The organism is Thermosynechococcus sp. HY213 (genome assembly GCF_031460975.1).
In the GTDB taxonomy this organism is placed as follows: Bacteria; Cyanobacteriota; Cyanobacteriia; order Thermosynechococcales; family Thermosynechococcaceae; genus Thermosynechococcus.
The window spans coordinates 80,152-100,140 of sequence record NZ_JAVKVB010000005.1 but is presented as its reverse complement, the minus strand read 5'-3'; the positions used below and the strand labels follow the sequence as shown (position 1 = coordinate 100,140).

The 19,989-nt window shown below is 53.9% G+C and carries 22 protein-coding genes and 1 tRNA gene; 8 read left to right on the top strand and 15 right to left on the bottom strand.

The window, feature by feature from the left end; genetic code table 11:
* Positions 1–436: 436 nt before the first annotated feature.
* The 3 genes from RHK62_RS03080 to RHK62_RS03070 are packed head-to-tail and all read right to left on the bottom strand — an operon-like array spanning position 437 to position 2,466.
* Positions 437–1,696, bottom strand: coding sequence for an FGGY-family carbohydrate kinase (locus RHK62_RS03080; protein WP_310453254.1), 1,260 nt, complete (start codon positions 1,694–1,696; stop codon positions 437–439).
* Positions 1,697–1,711: 15 nt separating this feature from the next.
* A complete protein-coding gene (locus RHK62_RS03075; RefSeq protein WP_206201016.1) occupies positions 1,712–2,194 on the bottom strand; it encodes a CRR6 family NdhI maturation factor in 483 nt (160 codons plus the stop codon).
* Positions 2,195–2,223: 29 nt separating this feature from the next.
* Positions 2,224–2,466: a NifU family protein gene (locus RHK62_RS03070; RefSeq protein ID WP_206201015.1), complete on the bottom strand. Its 243-nt coding sequence runs from the start codon at positions 2,464–2,466 to the stop codon at positions 2,224–2,226.
* A 183-nt stretch (positions 2,467–2,649) separates the two neighbouring features.
* Here RHK62_RS03070 and efp point away from each other — a divergent pair, with 183 nt between their 5' ends.
* From efp to ilvB, 3 genes are all read left to right on the top strand, one after another.
* Complete coding sequence (gene efp / locus RHK62_RS03065; protein WP_149820380.1) at positions 2,650–3,207, top strand: elongation factor P; 558 nt, start codon at positions 2,650–2,652, stop codon at positions 3,205–3,207.
* Between the two features lie 11 nt (positions 3,208–3,218).
* On the top strand, positions 3,219–3,698 hold the full coding sequence (accB, locus tag RHK62_RS03060; RefSeq protein ID WP_206201594.1) for an acetyl-CoA carboxylase biotin carboxyl carrier protein: 480 nt from the start codon (positions 3,219–3,221) through the stop codon (positions 3,696–3,698).
* 176 nt (positions 3,699–3,874) lie between these two features.
* Positions 3,875–5,683: a biosynthetic-type acetolactate synthase large subunit gene (gene ilvB, locus RHK62_RS03055; RefSeq protein WP_302677323.1), complete on the top strand. Its 1,809-nt coding sequence runs from the start codon at positions 3,875–3,877 to the stop codon at positions 5,681–5,683.
* Here the strand turns inward: ilvB and RHK62_RS03050 are convergent.
* The 5 genes from RHK62_RS03050 to RHK62_RS03030 all read right to left on the bottom strand — a co-directional run bounded on the left by RHK62_RS03050 (position 5,680) and on the right by RHK62_RS03030 (position 11,272).
* A complete protein-coding gene (locus tag RHK62_RS03050) occupies positions 5,680–6,849 on the bottom strand; it encodes a glycoside hydrolase family 10 protein (protein ID WP_302677322.1) in 1,170 nt (389 codons plus the stop codon). The genes ilvB and RHK62_RS03050 overlap by 4 nt on opposite strands.
* A gap of 3 nt (positions 6,850–6,852) precedes the next feature.
* Positions 6,853–7,500, bottom strand: a complete 648-nt coding sequence (locus RHK62_RS03045; RefSeq protein ID WP_302677321.1) for an energy-coupling factor ABC transporter ATP-binding protein — start codon at positions 7,498–7,500, stop codon at positions 6,853–6,855.
* Between the two features lie 3 nt (positions 7,501–7,503).
* Positions 7,504–8,778, bottom strand: coding sequence for a dihydrolipoamide acetyltransferase family protein (locus RHK62_RS03040; RefSeq protein ID WP_206201011.1), 1,275 nt, complete (start codon positions 8,776–8,778; stop codon positions 7,504–7,506).
* A gap of 65 nt (positions 8,779–8,843) precedes the next feature.
* Positions 8,844–9,290: a YlqD family protein gene (locus RHK62_RS03035; protein ID WP_399375773.1), complete on the bottom strand. Its 447-nt coding sequence runs from the start codon at positions 9,288–9,290 to the stop codon at positions 8,844–8,846.
* 5 nt (positions 9,291–9,295) lie between these two features.
* Positions 9,296–11,272, bottom strand: coding sequence for a long-chain fatty acid--CoA ligase (locus RHK62_RS03030; RefSeq protein ID WP_302678812.1), 1,977 nt, complete (start codon positions 11,270–11,272; stop codon positions 9,296–9,298).
* A gap of 113 nt (positions 11,273–11,385) precedes the next feature.
* Between RHK62_RS03030 and RHK62_RS03025 the strand changes: the two genes are divergently transcribed.
* The 3 genes from RHK62_RS03025 to RHK62_RS03015 all read left to right on the top strand — a co-directional run bounded on the left by RHK62_RS03025 (position 11,386) and on the right by RHK62_RS03015 (position 12,491).
* Positions 11,386–11,982, top strand: coding sequence for a nucleoside triphosphate pyrophosphatase (locus RHK62_RS03025; protein ID WP_302677317.1), 597 nt, complete (start codon positions 11,386–11,388; stop codon positions 11,980–11,982).
* Positions 11,983–12,047: 65 nt separating this feature from the next.
* Complete coding sequence (gene rplS / locus RHK62_RS03020; RefSeq protein WP_302677316.1) at positions 12,048–12,410, top strand: 50S ribosomal protein L19; 363 nt, start codon at positions 12,048–12,050, stop codon at positions 12,408–12,410.
* Between the two features lie 8 nt (positions 12,411–12,418).
* Positions 12,419–12,491, top strand: a tRNA-Trp gene (locus RHK62_RS03015).
* Here the strand turns inward: RHK62_RS03015 and RHK62_RS03010 are convergent.
* Together RHK62_RS03010 and RHK62_RS03005 are read right to left on the bottom strand one after the other, a co-directional pair.
* The gene (locus RHK62_RS03010; RefSeq protein WP_206201007.1) at positions 12,492–13,175 is read right to left on the bottom strand and encodes a type I restriction endonuclease subunit R; all 684 of its coding nucleotides are present in this window, start codon (positions 13,173–13,175) and stop codon (positions 12,492–12,494) included.
* Positions 13,176–13,186: 11 nt separating this feature from the next.
* The gene (locus RHK62_RS03005) at positions 13,187–14,434 is read right to left on the bottom strand and encodes a site-2 protease family protein (RefSeq protein WP_310453253.1); all 1,248 of its coding nucleotides are present in this window, start codon (positions 14,432–14,434) and stop codon (positions 13,187–13,189) included.
* A 140-nt stretch (positions 14,435–14,574) separates the two neighbouring features.
* Here RHK62_RS03005 and RHK62_RS03000 point away from each other — a divergent pair, with 140 nt between their 5' ends.
* Together RHK62_RS03000 and RHK62_RS02995 are read left to right on the top strand one after the other, a co-directional pair.
* Positions 14,575–14,787: a hypothetical protein gene (locus RHK62_RS03000; protein WP_149820404.1), complete on the top strand. Its 213-nt coding sequence runs from the start codon at positions 14,575–14,577 to the stop codon at positions 14,785–14,787.
* A 17-nt stretch (positions 14,788–14,804) separates the two neighbouring features.
* Positions 14,805–15,164 carry a phage holin family protein gene (locus RHK62_RS02995; RefSeq protein ID WP_206201004.1) on the top strand — a complete coding sequence of 120 codons (360 nt, stop codon included), beginning with the start codon at positions 14,805–14,807 and terminating at the stop codon, positions 15,162–15,164.
* On the opposite strand, the gene cobJ is transcribed toward RHK62_RS02995, so the two are convergent.
* From cobJ to RHK62_RS02970, 5 genes are all read right to left on the bottom strand, one after another.
* Positions 15,161–16,990 (bottom strand): precorrin-3B C(17)-methyltransferase, encoded by a 1,830-nt coding sequence (cobJ, locus tag RHK62_RS02990; protein ID WP_310453252.1) that lies wholly within the window; start codon positions 16,988–16,990, stop codon positions 15,161–15,163. The two genes, RHK62_RS02995 and cobJ, sit on opposite strands and share 4 nt — an antisense overlap.
* A gap of 3 nt (positions 16,991–16,993) precedes the next feature.
* Positions 16,994–17,482: a TM2 domain-containing protein gene (locus RHK62_RS02985; RefSeq protein ID WP_225901636.1), complete on the bottom strand. Its 489-nt coding sequence runs from the start codon at positions 17,480–17,482 to the stop codon at positions 16,994–16,996.
* 89 nt (positions 17,483–17,571) lie between these two features.
* On the bottom strand, positions 17,572–18,246 hold the full coding sequence (folE, locus tag RHK62_RS02980; protein WP_225901689.1) for a GTP cyclohydrolase I FolE: 675 nt from the start codon (positions 18,244–18,246) through the stop codon (positions 17,572–17,574).
* Between the two features lie 47 nt (positions 18,247–18,293).
* A complete protein-coding gene (locus RHK62_RS02975; RefSeq protein ID WP_206201001.1) occupies positions 18,294–19,001 on the bottom strand; it encodes an SDR family oxidoreductase in 708 nt (235 codons plus the stop codon).
* On the bottom strand, positions 18,998–19,972 hold the full coding sequence (locus RHK62_RS02970) for an acetyl-CoA carboxylase carboxyltransferase subunit alpha (protein ID WP_206201000.1): 975 nt from the start codon (positions 19,970–19,972) through the stop codon (positions 18,998–19,000). Before RHK62_RS02970 ends, RHK62_RS02975 begins: the two co-directional genes overlap by 4 nt.
* Positions 19,973–19,989 lie beyond the last annotated feature (17 nt).

Below are 19,989 nucleotides of genomic sequence, written 5' to 3'. Positions count from 1 at the left end.
CCGTCTCATCGATATAGACTACCGTTTCCTCCCCATGGCTCTCTACCCATGTGTCGAGCTGTTGTTGATACGCTTGCCGCTCTTCTTCACACCGTTCTTGGTAACGCATCTGTTTTTTTTCGGGTGATACCCATCTGGGCGAGGGCGTAACTAATGGTGGAAACTTAGACGCCAAATCGCTGGGCACGGTCGATTAAACGGTCATCGGGATGCTTTGAGTCGCTTCACTAATTTTGCCACCTTACTGGATGTAGGAGACAACCCGCTCTCGTCAGTCCAAGCTATAGCTCATATTCTTGAGTAACATTCATGACGCTTTGAGTATAACCTATCCTTCTTGAAAATATCTCATCTCCTTTCGAAATGGCTATATGTATCCAATCTTTATCAAATAATTAAGAAAAGGGTTGTAATTTATCAAAAAACAAACATAACTTTATGATTGAGCGAGACGAGCTGTTCCATAGGCGGCCTCTGTTTGAGGTGAAACGGCCACGGGAACCCCTAGGTATTGCTGGCGGAGGGCTAACCATGCGGGATTACGGGCACCGCCCCCAGCCGTCCAGACCCGTTTCAAGGGCGAGGCACCCAGACGTTGTAATTGTTGATAGCCTTGGGCTTCAATGCGGCTGAGACTTTCGAGAAGTCCCTGCAAAAAGAGGCGAGGGTCGTCGGGTCGGGGTTCTAGGCGCGGTTCAAGATGCGGATCGTTGATGGGAAAGCGCTCACCCCGCTTGAGCAGAGGATAGTAGTCCAACCCCGTGGGTTGATTGACATCTATTTGGGCGCTGAGGCGCTCTAGTTCCGCTGGGGTAAAAAACTGGGCTAAAATTGCGGCGCCACAGTTGGAGGCACCCCCGACTAGCCAGCGATCGCCTACGGCGCGCGAGCTGCGATCGCCCAAGCGATGACTGTAGATACCTGCTGCCAAATCCTCTACCCTAGAGGCACTCAAGAGCTTGAGCACAAGGGTTGACCCCAAAGATGTCACCGCCTCACCCACCTCCGAGGCACCACTCGCTAAAAAGGCGGCAATGCTATCGGTGGTACCGGCACACACCTCACACTCTAAAGACAAGCCTAAATCGGTGGCTGTGACCTTTCCCAGAACTGTACCGGGGGGAATGACCTTAGGGAGCAGGGGCTGCAAGGACGCAAGCGTGGGGTGGCTGAACCAGTCGGGGTAAGCTTCCTTTGCCGGGTCATAGCCCAACTTCAGGGCATTGTGCCAGTCGGAAATGCCCAGTTGACCATGGAGCAAAAAGGCCAGCCAATCCGCTTGGTGTACCAAAACAGCGTTGACCGTGGGGTAGTGGGTCTGGAGCCACAACAGCTTAACGAGACTACTGGTGGCACTCAGGACTAGGTGATCCGTGGTTAAAATCTGCCGCAGCGTTTGAACCTGATCTTGGGCGCGATCGTCGTTGTAGAGGAGAACGGGTGAGCAGGGCTGCCCCTGAGCATCACAGAGGAAAACGGTGCTAGAGGTGGCATCAATAGCAATCCGCTGAATTTGCTGACGGATAGCGCTTGGAATATCTAAAATCAACGCCCGCAGAGTTGCCGCCCATTCTTGGGGGCGATCGGGCTGGTGCAACGGACGACGGGCAGTGGCGAGAATCTTGCCTTCAGGATCGATGGCGATCGCCCGCGCTCCCGAGGTACCAAAATCAATCCCCAGTGCGATGACCGCCATAGCGCTAGGGAGCCTTCAAAACTCAAGGAGGTCAAAAAGAGCCGTATCTAGCTCATAGCCAAACATCGCTGCCATGCCTTTAATTTTTTCAGCAGCAGGATAGCCCTGTCCCTGAAGCCATTGCCAAAGGGTAAAGACCTTGGCCATCACAAAAATATCAAGGGCTTGGGGGTTGAAGATAATACCCTGCTGCGGATGAAATTCGTGGGGCACCAGCATTGCCCCATAGCGCACCAACTCACCTGCTGACCAATCCAGTAAATAGGGCAACCATGGGTAGCAGACATCAGCACGAATGAACCACAGGCGCACAGCTGGCAATTCCGAAAGCTCTAGATCAGGTTCATCCGCTGGCCGAGGATAATCAATAAGAAAACGCAGCGCTTGGTGATGCTCTAAAAGCCGCCGCTCTGCAATCAGAGGAGCAAGGACTTGTTGCAGGGGAGATAAATCGAGACGATCAATCTGATCTGGCGTTAACTGGATCGCGATCGCCACGTTCTATCTCTCCCCAGCAGCCAGCGAGATTAAAGCACCTGTTGGACTTCAGCAATCTCTGGAATCGCTTCTTTTAACTTGCGCTCAATACCCATGCGCAGTGTCATCGTCGAACTGGGACAAGCACCACAGGCACCCTGTAAGCGCAGCCGTACCACCGGCCCTTCGATTTCCACCAATTCCACATTACCGCCATCGGCCATCAGGTAAGGACGGAGCTCATCAAGGACTTTTTCGACGTTTTCTTGACTGAGTTCAAGGGTTGCAGCCATTGTTAGTGTCCTTGGATCATGAATGAGATTAACAGCTTCAGTTTATCATCCCCATGGGCGATCGCCCTTTGGGAATTGCAAGGGATGGCAATGGATCTGACTCTAGGGAAATCTGCTGAACAATGTTTAGGAAGGGCAACGCTCAAGGATACAATAATAGCTTGGTGAACTGCACGGTAGGACATGATTTCCAGTAATGATTTTCGCCCCGGTGTAAGTATTGAGCTGGATGGTGCCGTCTGGCGAGTCGTCGAATTTTTGCACGTCAAACCCGGTAAAGGCTCAGCCTTTGTGCGCACAAAATTGAAGAATGTGCAAACGGGCAACGTGATTGAGCGCACCTTCCGCGCCGGCGAGACCGTTCCCCAAGCCACCCTTGAAAAACGCACCATGCAGCATACCTACAAAGATGGCGAAGACTATGTCTTTATGGACATGGAAAGCTATGAAGAGGCTCGCCTCACGCCCGCACAAATGGGCGATCGCGCCAAGTATCTCAAAGAAGGAATGGAAGTCAATATTGTCAAATGGGGTGAGCAAGTCCTTGAGGTGGAGCTACCCAACTCCGTTGTTTTAGAAGTGGTGCAAACCGATCCGGGGGTTAAAGGGGATACTGCCACTGGTGGATCGAAACCCGCCATTGTCGAAACCGGTGCCCAAGTCATGGTACCGTTATTTATCTCTGTCGGCGAGCGGATTCGCATTGATACTCGCTCAGATACGTATCTTGGCCGCGAATAGGAGTAATGGGTGTGGAGCTTGACCTCAACCAAGTACGCGAACTGCTACTAATGTTTGACCAAACCAGCGTCACCGAACTCAACCTTAAGAGTGGCGAACTGGAACTTCAACTCCGCAAGCGTGAGCAGATCAGTGGCAGCGCCCCCGTGGTTGTGGCTCCAGCTCCTGCATCAACCGTCACGCCCACCCCTGTGCCCCCTCCAGCTGTTACCCCCGATCCGGAACCAACGCCACCTCCCGCCAACCGTAAAACCGTGGATATTGTGGCGCCAATGGTAGGTACCTTTTATCGTGCCCCTGCTCCCGATGAACCCCCTTTTGTCGAAGTGGGCGATACAGTCAAAAAAGGCCAAGTGGTTTGCATCATTGAAGCCATGAAGCTGATGAATGAAATTGAAGCCGAAGTTAATGGCCAAGTGGTGGAAATTTTGGTGCAAAATGCTGAACCAATTGAGTATGGCCAAACCTTAATGCGCATTTTACCTAACTAAATCAACAGCGTTCTTTCAGCAAGGAGAGGCAGCTACTAATTGCAAAGATATGTTAAGCATCGAGGAGTTTAAGGCCAAGAATTCAATGCTTTCAAGCCTTTGCGCTCTTGCCGAGACCCTAATTGAAAAATTAGAATTTAGAAACATCTACCACCACTGCCTGACGAGGTTGGCCTGTGCAAGCAACTGGAGCATACATTCTTATTGATACCCTATGCCGTCACGGCGTTAAGCATATTTTTGGCTATCCTGGTGGCGCAATCTTACCGATTTATGATGAACTGTACCGTGCTGAGTCAAAGGGAATCATTCAGCACATTCTGGTACGCCACGAACAGGGGGCAGCCCATGCCGCTGACGGCTACGCTCGTGCCACAGGTCAAGTGGGGGTGTGTTTTGGTACTTCAGGGCCGGGGGCGACGAACTTAGTGACAGGCATTGCCACAGCCCACATGGATTCCATTCCGCTGCTGGTGATTACCGGTCAGGTGCCTCGCTCCGCCATTGGTACCGATGCCTTTCAGGAAACGGATATCTTTGGCATTACGTTGCCGATTGTCAAGCACTCCTACGTCGTGCGCGAAGCCAAGGACATGGCACGGATTGTTGCTGAAGCCATTTACATTGCCACCACCGGTCGGCCAGGGCCTGTGCTTGTGGATATTCCCAAGGATGTCGGCCTAGAAGTCTGTGAGTATGAACCGATCGAGCCGGGGCAAGTCAAGCTAAGGGGCTATCGTCCCACGATTCGCGGCAATGTCCGCCAAATTGCCCAAGCGGTTCAACTGATTCGTGAGGCCAAGCGACCCTTGCTCTATGTGGGCGGCGGTGCAATTACAGCGGGTGCTCACGAGGAGGTGCTCAGGTTAGCCGAGCTATTCCAGATTCCGGTGACAACAACCCTGATGGGCAAGGGGGCATTTCCTGAGTCCCATCCCCTCTCCGTGGGTATGTTGGGGATGCATGGCACCGCCTATGCCAACTTTGCCGTCAGTGAGTGTGATCTATTAATTGCCGTGGGGGCGCGGTTTGACGATCGCGTCACCGGTAAGCTGGATGAATTTGCCTCCCGCGCTAAGGTGATTCACATTGACATTGATCCTGCCGAGGTGGGCAAAAACCGCGTGCCGGATGTGCCGATTGTTGGCAGCGTTAAACCGGTGCTGCAGCAACTCCTCAAGCACATTGAAGACAGTGGTGAAGCCATTGAACCCGTCACCCAAGCGTGGCTCGAGCGCATCAAGGTCTGGAAAGAGGACTATCCCCTTGTCGTGCCGCAGCCCAGTGGTGAACTCTCACCCCAAGAGGTGATTGTTGCCTTTGGCCGCCATGCGCCTGATGCCTACTACACGACTGATGTGGGTCAGCACCAGATGTGGGCAGCGCAATTCCTGAAAAATGGCCCTCGGCGTTGGATCTCCAGTGCTGGCTTGGGCACGATGGGCTTTGGCATGCCCGCAGCAATGGGGGTGAAGGTGGCACTACCCGATCAACAGGTGATCTGTATTAGTGGCGATGCCAGTTTTCAAATGAATTCCCAAGAGTTGGCCACATTGGCTCAGTACGGTATTGCTGTCAAGACGGTGATTATTAACAATTTTTGGCAGGGAATGGTGCGCCAGTGGCAGCAAGCCTTTTACGAGGAGCGTTATTCCCATTCCAATATGGCCAAGGGGATGCCCGATTTTGTGAAATTGGCGGAGGCCTACGGGGTTAAGGGGTTGCGGGTGAGCGATCGCCACGATTTGGATGCAATTGTCCAAGAGGTTTTGGCCTACGATGGCCCCGTGCTACTGGATGCCCATGTCACCCGCGATGAAAATTGCTACCCGATGGTGGCCCCCGGCAAGGCCAACTCCCAAATGCTGGGGCTGCCGGAACGGAAGGTGCTGGAAAAGGCTGCCGAATTGATCTACTGCGCCAACTGTGGGGCAAAGACAATTTCGACCCATCGCTTTTGTCCAGAGTGCGGCAGTAAGCTCTAGGGAGTTGGACAGGCTTGAGCAAACAATCGCCTTGGCAGGGGCTGGCGAAAATGGAAGCGAAGTGTATTTTGGCGGCGATCGCGCGGTTCAGGACCACGCCCCCATAACGTCTCAAAGGAGAAAAAGGACACCCCTAACCCTGATCGCAGCGCGGCTTCTACCTTAGCATCCACCAGTTCGATGGGCACAGGGTTGGTACGTAGCCCTGTAAGGACACCAACGGCGGTGGGAATTTTGGCTTGGGCGTGGAGCATCTCCGGCTGAGTCAACTGCTGTACAAAGCTGGCAAGATTGTAGCGATAGACTTGTACAATCACTTCATCGAGGAGTCCGAGGGCGACCCACTGCGGCCAATCTTGGAGAAATGTCTGGTAGGCGGTGGGCAATGTGGTCGGTGAGACGGAAAAAATGGCATTGGGAAATTCTTGTTTGACCTGCTGCCGCAACGTTTGCACAAAGGCGGTGAGTTTGTCGGCACGCCAGCGCATCCAGTCGGGATCACGGGGATTATCGGGAACGGGGTTTTGGGTTTCCTGCTGATAGAGGGCACGGGTGTAGTCATCATAGCCAAACTCCACGGGCAGGCTGAGGTGGTCATCAAACTGTACACCATCCACTGGATACTGCCGCAGCACCTCAAGGACAATACTAGTGAGAAAGGCTTGTACCTGCGGATGAAAGGGATTGAGCCACGCCACTTCCCCGGCCGCCGTTAAGCGAGTGGTTTGACCATTGACCCCTTGGGTAAGCCAGTCTGGATGGCCAAGGGCGAGTTCTGAGGTTTCTGGCACCATGAAGCCAAATTCAAACCAAGGAATGACCAAGAGATTACGGCAGTGCGCCTGCTGGGTGAGTTCTCCGAGAATGTCGTAGTCTTGGATTCCCCGCAGGACAAAGGGTTGGATGCCCAGATTCTTGGCCGTGGCACTGGGGAAACTGACATAGCCAGAGTTCCAAACAACGGGATAGAGAGTGTTGAAGTTCAACCGCTGTAAATCATTGAGGGTTGCCTCCAACCGCGGGCGATCGCGCAGGATCGGTAAATCATTGGTTGTCAGCCAGACGCCGCGAATCAGCGTTGAGTTTTTTGCCTGTACTGGCCAAATCGTCCAACACAAACTCCAACAGAAGAGAAAAAATAACAGCCAAACGCGACGATGCAGCATAGGTTACAACGCCAGTGGACGGAGATGTCCTGACTCTAGGAGAAAAATCTGAGTACAGACTCTGCGTAAAAATGCAGGGTCATGACTGACGATGAGACCGGGGGTGGTATCCGCCTGCAAAAACTCGATCAACGTGCCACAACTTCGCTGATCCAAAAAGGCCGTGGGTTCATCATAGAGAATCAACTGGGGCTGCATGGCTAAAATGCCCGCGATCGCCACCATGCGTTGTTCGCCGCCCGACAGTTGATGGGGCATGCGATTGGCCAAGTGACTGGTTCCTGTCTTGACCAAGGCTTGGTCAACTCGCTGCTGCACTTCTGCGGTCGGACAGCCCAAGTTTTCAGGGCCAAAGGCGACATCCTCGGCCACGGTAGCCCCAATTAACTGATCCGCTGGATGTTGCAGCACGACCCCCACCGCCGGTTGAAACTGTCCAGCCACCACTGACTGTCCCAAGCAGGTGATCGTTCCCCGCTGTGGCGCAAGAACAGCCGCACAGAGCAGCAGAAGTGTGGTTTTGCCAGAACCATTGTCCCCCATGATGCCTAGGCGATCGCTCCCCTGCACCGTGAGATCAATCCCTTGGAGTAGTGAGGGGGTTGCCCCATAGCCAAAATGGAGATCCCTGATTTCCAGCAGGGCAGTCACAGTTTAGAGCGTCAGGGCTTGGGGATTGGTTTCAATCAGTTTCGCCAAATCCTGCAGGAAAGCGGCAGCATCGGCACCATAGATCACACGGTGATCACAGGTGATATTCACCTTCATCTGCCGTTTCACCCCCAGCAGGCCATCCTCGGTGGCAACCACCGTTGGACGCGACGCCCCCACCGCCATAATGGCTCCTTGACCGGGGGTGAGAATGGCGTCGAAGAAGTCAACCCCGAACATGCCTAAATTGGAGAGACTAAAGGTACCTGTGCTGTACTCCTCAGGTTGCAGTTGCTTGGCGCGCGCCCGCTCCACCAAGTCTTTCCAAGTGCGCGAGAGGCTGTAGATGTCAATTTGATCAGCGTTCTTCAACACCGGTGTAATCAGCCCACCCCCCGGCATCGCCACAGCCACAGCAATGTTAATGTCGCGGCGGTATTGAATCCCTTGCTCTGTGTAATAGGCATTCATGATCGGGTGTTTTTGCAGCGTCAGGGCGATCGCCTTGGCAAGGAGCGCCGTCATTGTCACCCCTTTTGACTTGATTTGCTGGTACAGCCGATCCAACGCATCCGTTGTAATCGTGTAGGCCACATGGAAGTCGGGAATGCCAAGGCTGGCCACCATATTCCGCACAACGGCATTTTGTAGCGTTGTCAGGGGCACCAGATCCTCTTTGGCGACGACCGGGGCAGTCGCAGGGGGGGCTGTGGGGACAGGGGGTGTCGCTACTGGTGTAACGGGAGTTGCAGGCGCACCAATCAAGGCTTCCACATCAGCGGCGGTAATCCGACCATTGGGGCCCGTTCCCTTGAGCGTCTGCAAATCAATTTTGTGTTCCTTGGCCAATTTGCGGGCACGGGGGGAAGCAATCACTCGCCCAGTAGTTGCAGCGACAGCACTGGGGGGAGAAGCCACTGCCACAGGAGCCGTTGCGGAGCCATTCGTGGTGGCCGCCGCGGTTGTCGTCGTCGGAGTCGCAGCACTCGTGCCGCTACCAAGGGACTTGGCCTTTGCCTCTGCTTCCGCAATTTCTGCTTCTGTTTCTGCCACAAGGCCAATGGTGGAACCGACGGGTGCCACTTCGCCAGCAGGCACGGTAATCACTGCCAAATAGCCGTCGTAGAAGGACTCCACATCCATATCGGCCTTGTCGGATTCTACAATCAGCACGGTTTCCCCTTTGGCCACCTTATCGCCGGGAGATTTCACCCAAGAGACAATTTTGCCTTCGGTCATGGTGGAGCTGAGGGCGGGCATGAACAGTTCACGAATCATAGAGGCTGCTATCCTTGGTTGGCAATCGAGAGGGAGTCAAATTCACTAAAAATGAAAGGTAAAAGTTAGAGCGTGCCGCGAATTTCTTCGATGACGCCATTGCGCAGGAGAATCTCCACCTGCATTTTTTGGATCAAGTTGTCTCCTTTAGTGACATAGAAGAAGTTATCCACCTGCCCTTGATCGACTTCCTGACCCATTTGGAGGCGCTGTACCTGATCGAGTTGCTGCAGAATCAGATTTTTTTGCTGCAACAGTTGCGCCTTTTGATTGTTGGCTTGCCCTTGAACCTCTTGAATGCGGGCATTGATTACGTCTGGCACTTCAGTGCTTTTGCGCAGTTCCTCAATCACCTGCTGCAATTGAAAATCCAACTGCTGAATTTGGCTATCCACTTGATTTAGTTGTGTCTGAAGCTGCCTTTGGGCATCGTCTTTCCACTCGGGAGTGACGATTGCTTTCACCATAATCTGGCGCCGCAGGAGCAGTTTAGTATCCATAGGGTCTGTCATGGAGATTACTCAAACATGGCGTTAATCATATCGCGGTAGCGATCGCTCACGACATGACGACGAATTTTTAGGGTTTGGGTCAAAAGACCATTCTCTATCGTAAAGGGTTCGAGGACAAAGCGAAATGTGGCAATGCGATCATCTGGGCGATAGCCGGGGCGATTTTGCACTTCCCGCAGCAGTTCTTGGCGGTAGAGATCAATAATCACTTTGCTCTCCAGCGTCACCAGTTCACCCGTGCCTGCTGGTGCCGGTCGGTTCGGCAACTCTAGCCGGTACCCCTTGGCAGCCACCCACTGCTCCAGCGCTTCCAAATTAGGCACAATCAAGGCACCCAAGGCTTTTTGATCTTGACCCACCAGCATAATCTGGTCAATGTAGGCGCTGCGGACACAGGCATCCTCAATGGGCTGCGGTTCAATATTTTCGCCGTTGCTGAGAACAATCGTGTCCTTCTGCCGCCCCGTCAGCACCAAATCGCCATTGGGGGTGAGGTAGCCCAAGTCACCCGTGTCAAGCCAGCCCTCAGCATCCAGCACCTTGGCAGTGGCCTCCGGTTTGTTGTAGTAGCCGCGCATCACTTGTGGCCCTTTGGCCATCACCAGTCCTTTTTGGCCAAACTCAACGGGGGCTTTAGTTTCGGGATCCACAATCTTAATCGCGGTATCGGGAATGGGACGGCCGGCGGAGCCGCGTAGATTTGCCCAAGAGCGGCGAGCGGTCAGTACCACAGCCGTTTCTGTGAGGCCATAGCCCACTAGCACTTCTAGGTTGATGACTTCATAGAATGTGTCCAAATGGGGGGCAAGGGCACCGCCACCACTAATCACCTGTTTAATTTCACCGCCCGTGGCTTCACGAATTTTGCGATAGACACGCTTCTCCCCCAGTTCGTAGAGAGGCTTGAGGAAAAAGGTTTGCAGACGGGCAACCAATTTTTGCCAACCGCTGGGATGGGGGTTGGTCAGGCTGAGGCCGGTGAGCAGTCGCCGTTGCAGGACATATTGCTGGCCAACACTGAGGAAAAACTGGGCAAGACGCCGCTTTGTGGCCGGGGCATCGCGCAGTTGCTTTTGCACCCCTTCATAAAAGCCTTCCCAGATACGAGGTACGGCAATCAGGTAGTGGGGCTTACACCGTTTTAAGTCATTCTTGAAGTGACGGAGGTTAGTATAGGTTTGGCTACAACCACAGGCAAAGAGAAAGTATTCGGCCACCCGTTCGTAGGCATGCCAAATGGGCAAGATACTGAGAATGCGATCGCCCACCTGCGGTTGCACAATTGCCCAGAGATTGACAATTTGACTCAGTAGCCCCCCATGGGTGACCATCACGCCCTTGGGTTGACCTGTGGTACCGGAGGTGTACATCAGCGTTGCCAAGTCATCGGGGGTAATGGCGACTGCCCGCACTGTGCCATATTGTCCTTCCGTAAAGACTTGACCAAAATTCAAGAGCCGCAGGGGAAAATGCTCAAGTTCTGGGGATTCTGCACTTAAGAGCACAACAGTTTCCACCCCTGTCTCTGCTAAACCCTCTTGAAGTTTGCGCAAGGTGGCCAAGTTTTCAATCAGCAGCAGGGTTGCCCCACTATCACGGAGAATGTAGAGAAGTTCTTGGGCCTCTGCGGTACCACTGCGCACCACATTAATGGCACCGGCCATCATACTGCCTTGATCGGCAATCAGCCAGCGGGGACTATTGTCAGCAAATAAGGCCACGCGATCGCCGGCAGCGACACCCAGCGCTTGTAGGCCAGCAGCAAAGCGTTGAATGCGTTGATAGAGTTCACTGTAGGTAATGCGAGTGGCCGGCTCTTCGTAGGGCGCATCAACAGCAACCACCTCCCCATGGCGTTGCGCTAGTAGAGGCCAAATTTCCGGCAGCGACTGGAGGGTTTTGTAGGCCAAAAAGTGATCGGGTAACGAGGCATCTTGGGGTAGGCCGCCGGGGGGAGTGTAGGTGTAGGCCGCACTGGTCATTGGTTTGGCTCCAGACGCAACACCTAGATAATAAACCCTCAATGGGACACCTCATGCAGGTTTAACAATTTCAATGTGAGATCATAAGAATCGGTTACTGAGCAAGCAGTCCTATGGTGCCCTTTGTTCTTGCCTCTGCCTCGCCGGCGCGCCGCCAACTGCTGCGACAGGTTGGCATTGATCCCATTATTCAACCCAGTCACTTTGATGAATCCGTGATTCAGGCAACTACTCCCACGGAACTGGTGCGATTACTGGCACGGTGTAAGGCAGAAACAGTGGCTCAAACCTACCCACCCCCCGCCCTCATTTTGGGCTGTGATTCTGTGCTGGTTCTAGGGGGAGAAATTTATGGTAAACCAGCCTCACCGGAGGTGGCGATCGCCCGCTGGCAACAAATGCGCAGTCAAACGGGAGAATTGCTGACAGGCCATGCCTTGATTGACTTGGCACAGGGGCGCACCTGTGTTGAGGTCGAGTCCACCCAAGTTGTTTTTGCCGATATTAGCGATGCCGAAATCGCTGCCTACGTCGCTTCTGGTGAACCCCTTGCCTGTGCTGGTTGTTTTGCCCTCGATGGCCAAGGTGGTGCCTTTGTCGAGAAAATTGTCGGGACTCCTAGTAATGTCATTGGCTTGAGCTTGCCCCTACTGCGGCAGATGCTGCTGAGCTTGGGATACACCCTTGGTGATGTGCAAAGCAAGAAATGAAAAACTGGCCTAGACAAGTCTAAATGCTTAGGGTATGCTAAGAGATTGCGAGTTAAGGAACTGTCATGAACGCCCAAGACATTATTCGCTCGATTGAAGCGGAGCAAATGAAGACTGACTTGCCCGTGATTCATGTGGGCGATCGCGTTCGGGTTGGTGTCAAAATTCAAGAAGGCGGTAAAGAGCGCGTCCAACCCTACGAAGGGGATGTGATTGCTATGCGCAACACGGGCATTAACCGCACCATTACCGTGCGCCGTGTCTTCCAAGGAGTGGGCGTTGAGCGCGTCTTTTTGCTACATTCGCCACGAATTGATAGTATAAAAGTAATCCAGCGGGGTAAAGTCCGCCGTGCCAAACTCTACTACCTGCGCAACCTCGTGGGTAAGGCCTCGCGCATCAAAGCACGGTTCGATCGCCCTCTGTAAACAGCCTTGCGTCCTTAGTTCAGTTGGTAGAACGTCGGTCTCCAAAACCGGATGTCGGGGGTTCGAGTCCTCCAGGGCGCGTTAGTTAATCTGATCTGAAGGTTTTGGTGTCTTAAAGTCCTTTGCAACAGGGATGTACTGGACTAAATGCTTGAGTATCTGGGCGACGCGGATGAGATTGCGATCGCTATCGGAAAGCAAAGTAAAGTTATGAGATAGCGCAAATTCATTGCCAATGAGTTTCACAAAAAGATAGTCATAGCCATTCGTCACCAAGCCAAAAATAGGGAGATTGCGGTCGGGACAGGCAGACATATAGGCAAGGGCTTGGGGCACAGCCCGTAAGACACTAAAGCCACTTCGTTTACCTTCAATCACGACTAGCCAGAAGTTGTCCCGAATCGTCAGCGCATCTATCCGTCCCTCTAGGCTGACTTTGCCCTCCTCACTATCAACTTCCGTTTGGATTTCTACCCATGTTTCACCGCGAATGCGATAGGGGGGGTCACACAGGCCTAATGCGTCTAGTAAGGGGGATAGCAAGATAATGTTTAGCGTTCCCTCGCTCACTTCACTTTCTTCTAAGTAGAGTAAATACCGTTGGGATAAGCGGTTTAATGCCTCTATTTCCCTATCGCTGAGCTGTGCTGTTTCCGATTGCCACTCAGGAAAAAAGTTAGGGTTGGTGGATTTAACGAGACCTAATTTGGTCTCTAAATCCCGAAAGTTGATGATTGCTCGAGCGATCGCCGTTGCAGTAGCCATTGTTAAAATTCTTAGCGAACTTGAGAAACGAGTGGTGTGCCGCGATCGCTCCCCTGAAATTGCAGCGCTGTTTTTGCCAGTTCCAATAATTGCAGTTCAGGGGGATAGTGCCTTTCTTGCTTGAGGCGTTGAATGTCCTGTTTCCCCAGTTGCCAGTGCAACCGTTTGGCTAGAGCCAGTAGGACATCGCCGCGATCAATGACGCCCGCCACGGCATCGGCAGGGGTTAAAACCGTAACAAAGCGCTGTTGCTGCTCCTCTAGGGTGCAAACCGTCTTGGCGAGAGAGTCTGATTCTTTGACGGTGGCGATCGCCCGCAGGGGGACGGCTAACTCTTCGACTGGCGTCACTTCCCAGCGGCTGCGCTCCACATGGTTCAAGGCTTGGGGTTCCAAATAACCGCGGTAGCGACCATCGGTGGCGACAAAGTAGGCTGTGGGCTGGCGATCAGCTAGGAGGAGATAGCAATCGGCAAACTCCCGCAGAGAGAGCGTGCCCTCAATGACGCGAAAATCCCGTGTCATGGCCTCGGCAGCCGTTAGAGTGAGCAGCGTTTCTTGGAGCTGGCTGAGACGGTGGTAGAGTATCGCATTTTGCAGGGCAAACCAACCCAACAGTCCCAACCACAGGCCATTACCACTGCCAAGGAGGGTCACAAACAGCCCAAAACTAATGGCCAACCAGCCCAACAGTTGTCCCGATCGCGCCGCCCAACGCATCCCCTGAAAGCGATTGCCTGTCAATTTCCAAACGGCTGCCTTGAGCACTTGACCCCCATCGAGGGGAAGTCCCGGCAGAAGGTTAAAAACCCCCAAGACAAAGTTGATATTGGCCAGATAGAGCAACAGTTCATGGAGGGGATGATCCCCCGGCAGTACCACGGCTGCCCCTTGCAACAGGGCAAAAAGGGCAAAACTCACCAAAGGCCCCGCGATCGCCACCTGAAGAGCTTGACCGGGGGTATTGGATTCCCGTTCAATGGCCGCCATACCACCAAAGAGAAAGAGGGTAATCGAGCGCACCGTAATCCCTTGGGAACGAGCCACCAAGCTGTGCCCCAATTCATGGAGCAAGACTGAGGCAAACAACAGCAGGGAAACGACAAATCCCATTCCCCATGCCAGTGCTCCCCACTGCGGGTAGGTGGCTTGCCAGTCACTGCCATTGAGAAAGGTAAACAGCAGAATCACCAGAAACCACGACCGATCAATGTAGAGGGGAATGCCAAAGACACGCCCCACTTGCCAACCTTGTCCCATGCCCACCTCAGTGCATCGCGCTCTATCTCCATTATCGCCCCAGATTCTGAATACACATGATTTACAAAAATTTGCGTCTCAAAACGTGACCTTCCCATCTCTGGCCTAAAATAAAGGCAACGCTGCTAGAGGATGGTGCGATGTCTCAAGCCCCTGTACTGGTCTCTGCCAATGGCCATGTCCTAGACGTGCCCTTTGATTCCTTTTGGCAAGGGTTGCAGGAGTTTGGCTCCCATTTGCTGTGGTCATTGTGTCTCTCACTGCTCCTGAGCCTTCTCCTCAGTCTGATCAGCTACTGGCTTAGCGTGACTTTTGGGATACCCGTACTGCCCTTCTTTTTGATTGTTGTTTAACTGGTGAGGAGCTGCATATGTGGGGTTTACTCATTACTTGGATTGTGACCAGTATTAGTTTGTTTATTGTGTCGCGCCTCTCGTTTTTGGGCGTGGAAATTGATAAATTCACAACCGCGCTGTGGTCGGCGATTGTCTTCGGCTTTTTGAATGCCACGTTGGGGGCTATCCTGAAATTCTTTGCATTCCCCTTTATTTTTCTGACGTTTGGTTTGGTTGCGCTGATTATCAATGCCGCCATTTTTGCCCTTGCAGCAGCCCTTGTCGATGGCTTTAGACTACGCAATGGCTTTTGGAGCGCCTTTTTTGGCTCGATCGCCCTCAGTATTGTCAACTGGGCTTGCTTTAGTCTGCTGGGTCAGGCCGGCTTGCTCTAGGATGCCTTTCCTAGATAGCCACGAGGGGTAATCAGCCAATCATGGAAGCGGCGGGTACTGGCATTGCCGATCAGCACCAAGCTGAACATATCCACCGTTTCCGGTTTCAAGGCGCCAAGGGTGGTGAGGGTGATCTGCTCCTCAGGGCGATAGGCGGCACGGACGATCGCCACGGGTGTTTGCGGTGAACGATATTTTAAGAAAATGGCTTTGGCGTCCACCAATTGCTGCTGGCGATCGCGCGAACGCGGATTATAAAGGGCGGTCACAAAATCGGCTTCAGCCGCCGCCCGTAAGCGCTTCTCAATCACTGGCCAAGGGGTCAGGCGATCGCTGAGGCTAATGGTACAAAAGTCATGCATCAGGGGTGCCCCTAGGCGGGCAGCGGCAGCATTCACGGCACTCACCCCCGGCAACACCTCTACGGGTAAATCGCTGATACCCGCTTCTGCCAATAGCTCTAGCACCAGACCCGCCATGCCATAGATGCCACAGTCCCCAGAAGAGACCACGGCGACATTGAGTCCCCACTGGGCTAGATCGATGGCATCTTTGGCGCGTTGTCGCTCTTGGGTAATGGCATAGGCAGCAACCATCTGTCCTGGTCGCCGCAGGGGGGCCAGCAATTCTAGGTAAAGCCCATAGCCCACGAGAATATCGGCGGCCAAAAGGGCAGAACGGGCTGCGAGGGTGAGTTGATCCAAGGCTCCCGGACCAGTGCCAATCAGGCTCAAGGCACCTTGGCGGGGAATGAATTCCCGTTCAGACTGGGCAATGGCGATCGTCACCGCACCGGGTTCACCCCCTTGGCGGTAAATCTGCTTAGGAACAATTAAACGCCCCCCCTCACTGGCTAATACTGCTGCGGCTTCAGCCACACTGGGCGTTCCCATTTCTGCGGCGACAATGGTTGAGGGGGTGGGTACGCTAACAGGCGCCAATTCTTGAGCGGAAAACCAGCGGCTTGGCCAATGGTGCGCCGCAGCCACCTGACATAACCCCACTTCATCGGCTTTGCGATCAATACTGGCAAGGCCGGCGATCGCCAGCGGGCTTAACCCGGCTTGGGCAAGGGTATGATCAATGGCCTGCTGGATCAGGGCTGCGGATGTTCCCCGTTCACAGCCAATGCCGAGCCACAGTACCCGTGGATGCCAAGCCACACCTGAGGTCAAAGAGGCGGGCAACGCTTTTTCGGTAATCCAAACCGCATTTTCTAGGGGTGGGGTGCTGACAAACTCAAGGGGGTGATCTGAACTAAGAGCCGTGCGCCACAAAGAGCTACCGCAGGTTTGATACACTTGCAGCGGTTTTCCTTGAGCTTGTTGGCGGGCGATCGCGTTCCAGTCGCCGCTGCCTCGTTGCCACCCCAAGGCCGTTCCCCAGGTATCCACAGCAAAGTAGCCTTGGGCATGACTTGCTCCCGTGAGAATGGGTGTCGCACCAATGGCGGCGCTGAGCATTTGACACAGGCGATCGCCCCCAGCCCCATGACTACCTAGCAAACTCACGATCCATTGACCATCCTCAGACAGAACGCAGACCGCCGGATCCTGTCTTTTGTGGGTCAACAGGGGCGCGATTAACCGCACCACCGCGCCGCAGGCTAGGGCAAAGATCCAAGCGCGATAGTGGCACCAGTGTTCCTGCAAATGGGCTGCAAGGGGGCGATCGTAGGTTTGTACCCTAGGGTGAGTGGATGCTAAATGGCTGGGTACCCAGATGTTCAGGGGAATCCCCGTGTCAACAAGGCGTTGCAGTTGAGCCAGCCCTTGGGCAGTGGTGGCGATCGCCCCAATGGGTTGAAACTGGTCTAACCGTGGCATGAACTAGACATCAAAGCGATAGCGCACTGCGCCCGTTTCTGGATCGTTAAATACTGTGGCGTAGCCGAGGCGTTGGGCTTCAAAGAGCAGTTCCTCAACGGTTTGGGCATCAAAATGGGTATAAAGTGCGGCTTGGGCGGCAGAAAGGACGCCACCGTGTTCCTTAGCCACTTGCAGTAAGCGGTGCATGGGCGTCGTGGGGTTGAGGTCGGCTTGTTCCCATGCGGTCAGATAGCGCCCCCGCAGGTAGGTATTGCGGTGATCTACCATCCCCGGAATTAAAAAGAGATCAATGAATTGGCCAATGCCACAAAAGCCAAAGGTGATCAGGTACAAAAAGCCAATCATCGGCTGGCCGACATAGAAGCGTTGCAGGCCACAGAAACCCCCAAAGCTCAAGCACCACAGCAGATAGGCAACCCCCACCTTGAGGAATTTTGGCTGCGTTTGCCAGCGTTGGCGATGACTGGAAAAGGAGAGTGTTTGCCCCATGATCTCAGGAGGATTCCGCTATTTCTCATCCTAACCTAAGTTTCTGAAAACCACTGCGGGGGCTAGCGATCGCCCCCCAAGGATACGTCCTAGAAATTCGGCTGATGACGAATCAGATTCAGAAACTCCTCACGGGTCTTTTGATCTTCACGGAAAACCCCCAGCATCGAACTGGTCACCGTCCAAGAGCCGGGTTTTTGGACACCGCGCATCACCATGCACATATGGCTGGCTTCCATGACCACAGCCACCCCCTTCGGATCGAGAACGGTTTCAATGGCTTCGGCCACTTGACGGGTCAGGCGCTCCTGCACTTGCAGCCGCCGTGCATACATTTCGACAATTCGTGCCAATTTGCTGAGGCCGATCACCCGCTGATTGGGGATATAGGCCACATGGGCTTTGCCAATGAAAGGCAACATGTGATGCTCACAGAGGCTAAAGAAGTTAATGTCGCGCACTAAGACCATTTCATCGTGGCCTTCATCAAAAATCGCGCCGTTGACAAGGGTTTCAAGGGATTGACTATAGCCACTGGTGAGAAATTGCATCGCTTCAGCAACCCGCTTGGGGGTTTTCAGTAACCCCTCGCGATCGGGATCCTCACCCACATTGAGTAGAATTGTGCGCACTGCGGCCATCATTTCTTCTTTGGCAACCTCAGGGGGGGGTGGGTGGGGAATCGCTTCTTTGCCTTGGTGGGTGTTGCGATCGGGCAGAATTGCCGGAGTGGTCGCTTTACCGTTGATGATCGAATCGGGCATATTGAACGTTGTCATAGAAAGAGTGACAAGTGAAGGACAAAGGGAGCCTAGAGGGTTCCGCCAAGGGGCATCACCACTAGCTCTTCCACAAAAGCCGTTTGCGGCAATTGAGTCGTGTACAAAATCGTGTTAGCAACGTGTTCAGGGGTTAACATCCCCGTGCGGTCAAAGTTTCCTGCTACGTCTTCCCAAATGGGGGTATCAACGGCGCCGGGACAGATGGCAATCACGCGGATACCGTGGGCGCGTTCTTCAGCCGCCATCGTTTTGGTCAAAGCCATGAGGGCAAACTTCGAGACACAGTAGGCGCCCCAGTCGGGAAAAACTTGGCGTCCAGCAATTGAAACAACATTTACTATCGTACCGCACTGGCGGGATCGCAGTTGCGGCAGTACCGCTTGCGAGCAAATGAGGGCACTGGTGAGGTTGACGTTAAGAATTTGCTGCCAGTCCGCCAAGGGTTGATCAATCAGGGGCGCAGTCCTAGCCATCCCCGCATTATTCACCAGTACATGGACATCGCCAACACGAGCGAGAATCTCATCAAGGCGCGATCGCAGGGGTTCAGGATCGCTAAAGTCCACGCTAAAGGTATGGGCTTCAACCCCACAGGCCACCACTTGGGCATGAACGGCAGCAAGTTTGGCGGGCGATCGCCCCAACAGCACGACATTAAACCCCGCTTGGGCAAAGGCAATGGCCGTGGCGGCCCCAATGCCACTACTGGCGCCCGTGATTAAGACTTGTTGGGTCATATCGCTTCACTAAAGACGCCCATGCGCCGAAACTTCTGATAGCGCAACTCCCGCCGTTCACTACTGCTGAGGGCTTGCACTGCCGCCAAATTTCGCAGGAGAGCCGCCTTGAGATTTTCCGCCGCTTCTACGGGGTTGCTATGGGCAGCGCCGACAGGCTCGGGCACAATTTCATCAATAATCCCCAGCTTCAGCAGGTCGCGAGCCGTAATTTTCAGGGCTTCCGCCGCTTGGGGCGCTTTTTGGGCATCGCGCCAGAGAATTGCGGCACAGGCTTCTGGGGGCGCCACACTATAGACGGCGTGCTCAAACATCAGCAGGCGATCGCCGACACCAATGGCCAAGGCTCCCCCTGAGCCACCTTCACCAATCACGGTACAGATGATCGGCACCTCAAAGCGAAACATCTCCCGCAGATTGTAGGCAATCGCTTCCCCTTGGCCAAACTTCTCCGCCTCTACCCCAGCCCAAGCCGCTGGTGTATCAATAAAGGTGAGGATGGGCATCTGAAAACGGTTCGCGTGCTCCATCAGACGCAGGGCTTTGCGATAGCCCCCCGGTGAGGCCATACCAAAATTGCGAGCCACATTATCCTTGGTGTCGCGACCCTTTTGCTGCCCCAGCATCACGACGGGTTGACCATTGAGGCGACCAATACCACCGACAATCGCTGGATCATCGCTGCCTCGGCGATCGCCATGGAGTTCAATCCACTCTTCGCTAATGGCTTGGATGTAATCCAGCGTGCTGGGACGGCGCGGATGACGAGCCACCTGCAGGGTTTGCCCCGGCGTCAGCTTACTGAAAATTTCATAGCGCAGTTGCTTGGCACGCTCTTCCAATTCACGGATTTGCTCCGAGACATCAACGCCAAACTCCGAGGACTTATCCCGCACCTGCTGAATTTGGGCTTCTAGCTCCACAAGGGGCTTTTCAAACTCCAACAGAAGCGTGCGACGTTCGTTTGCCATAGGCGATTGGGTTCCTT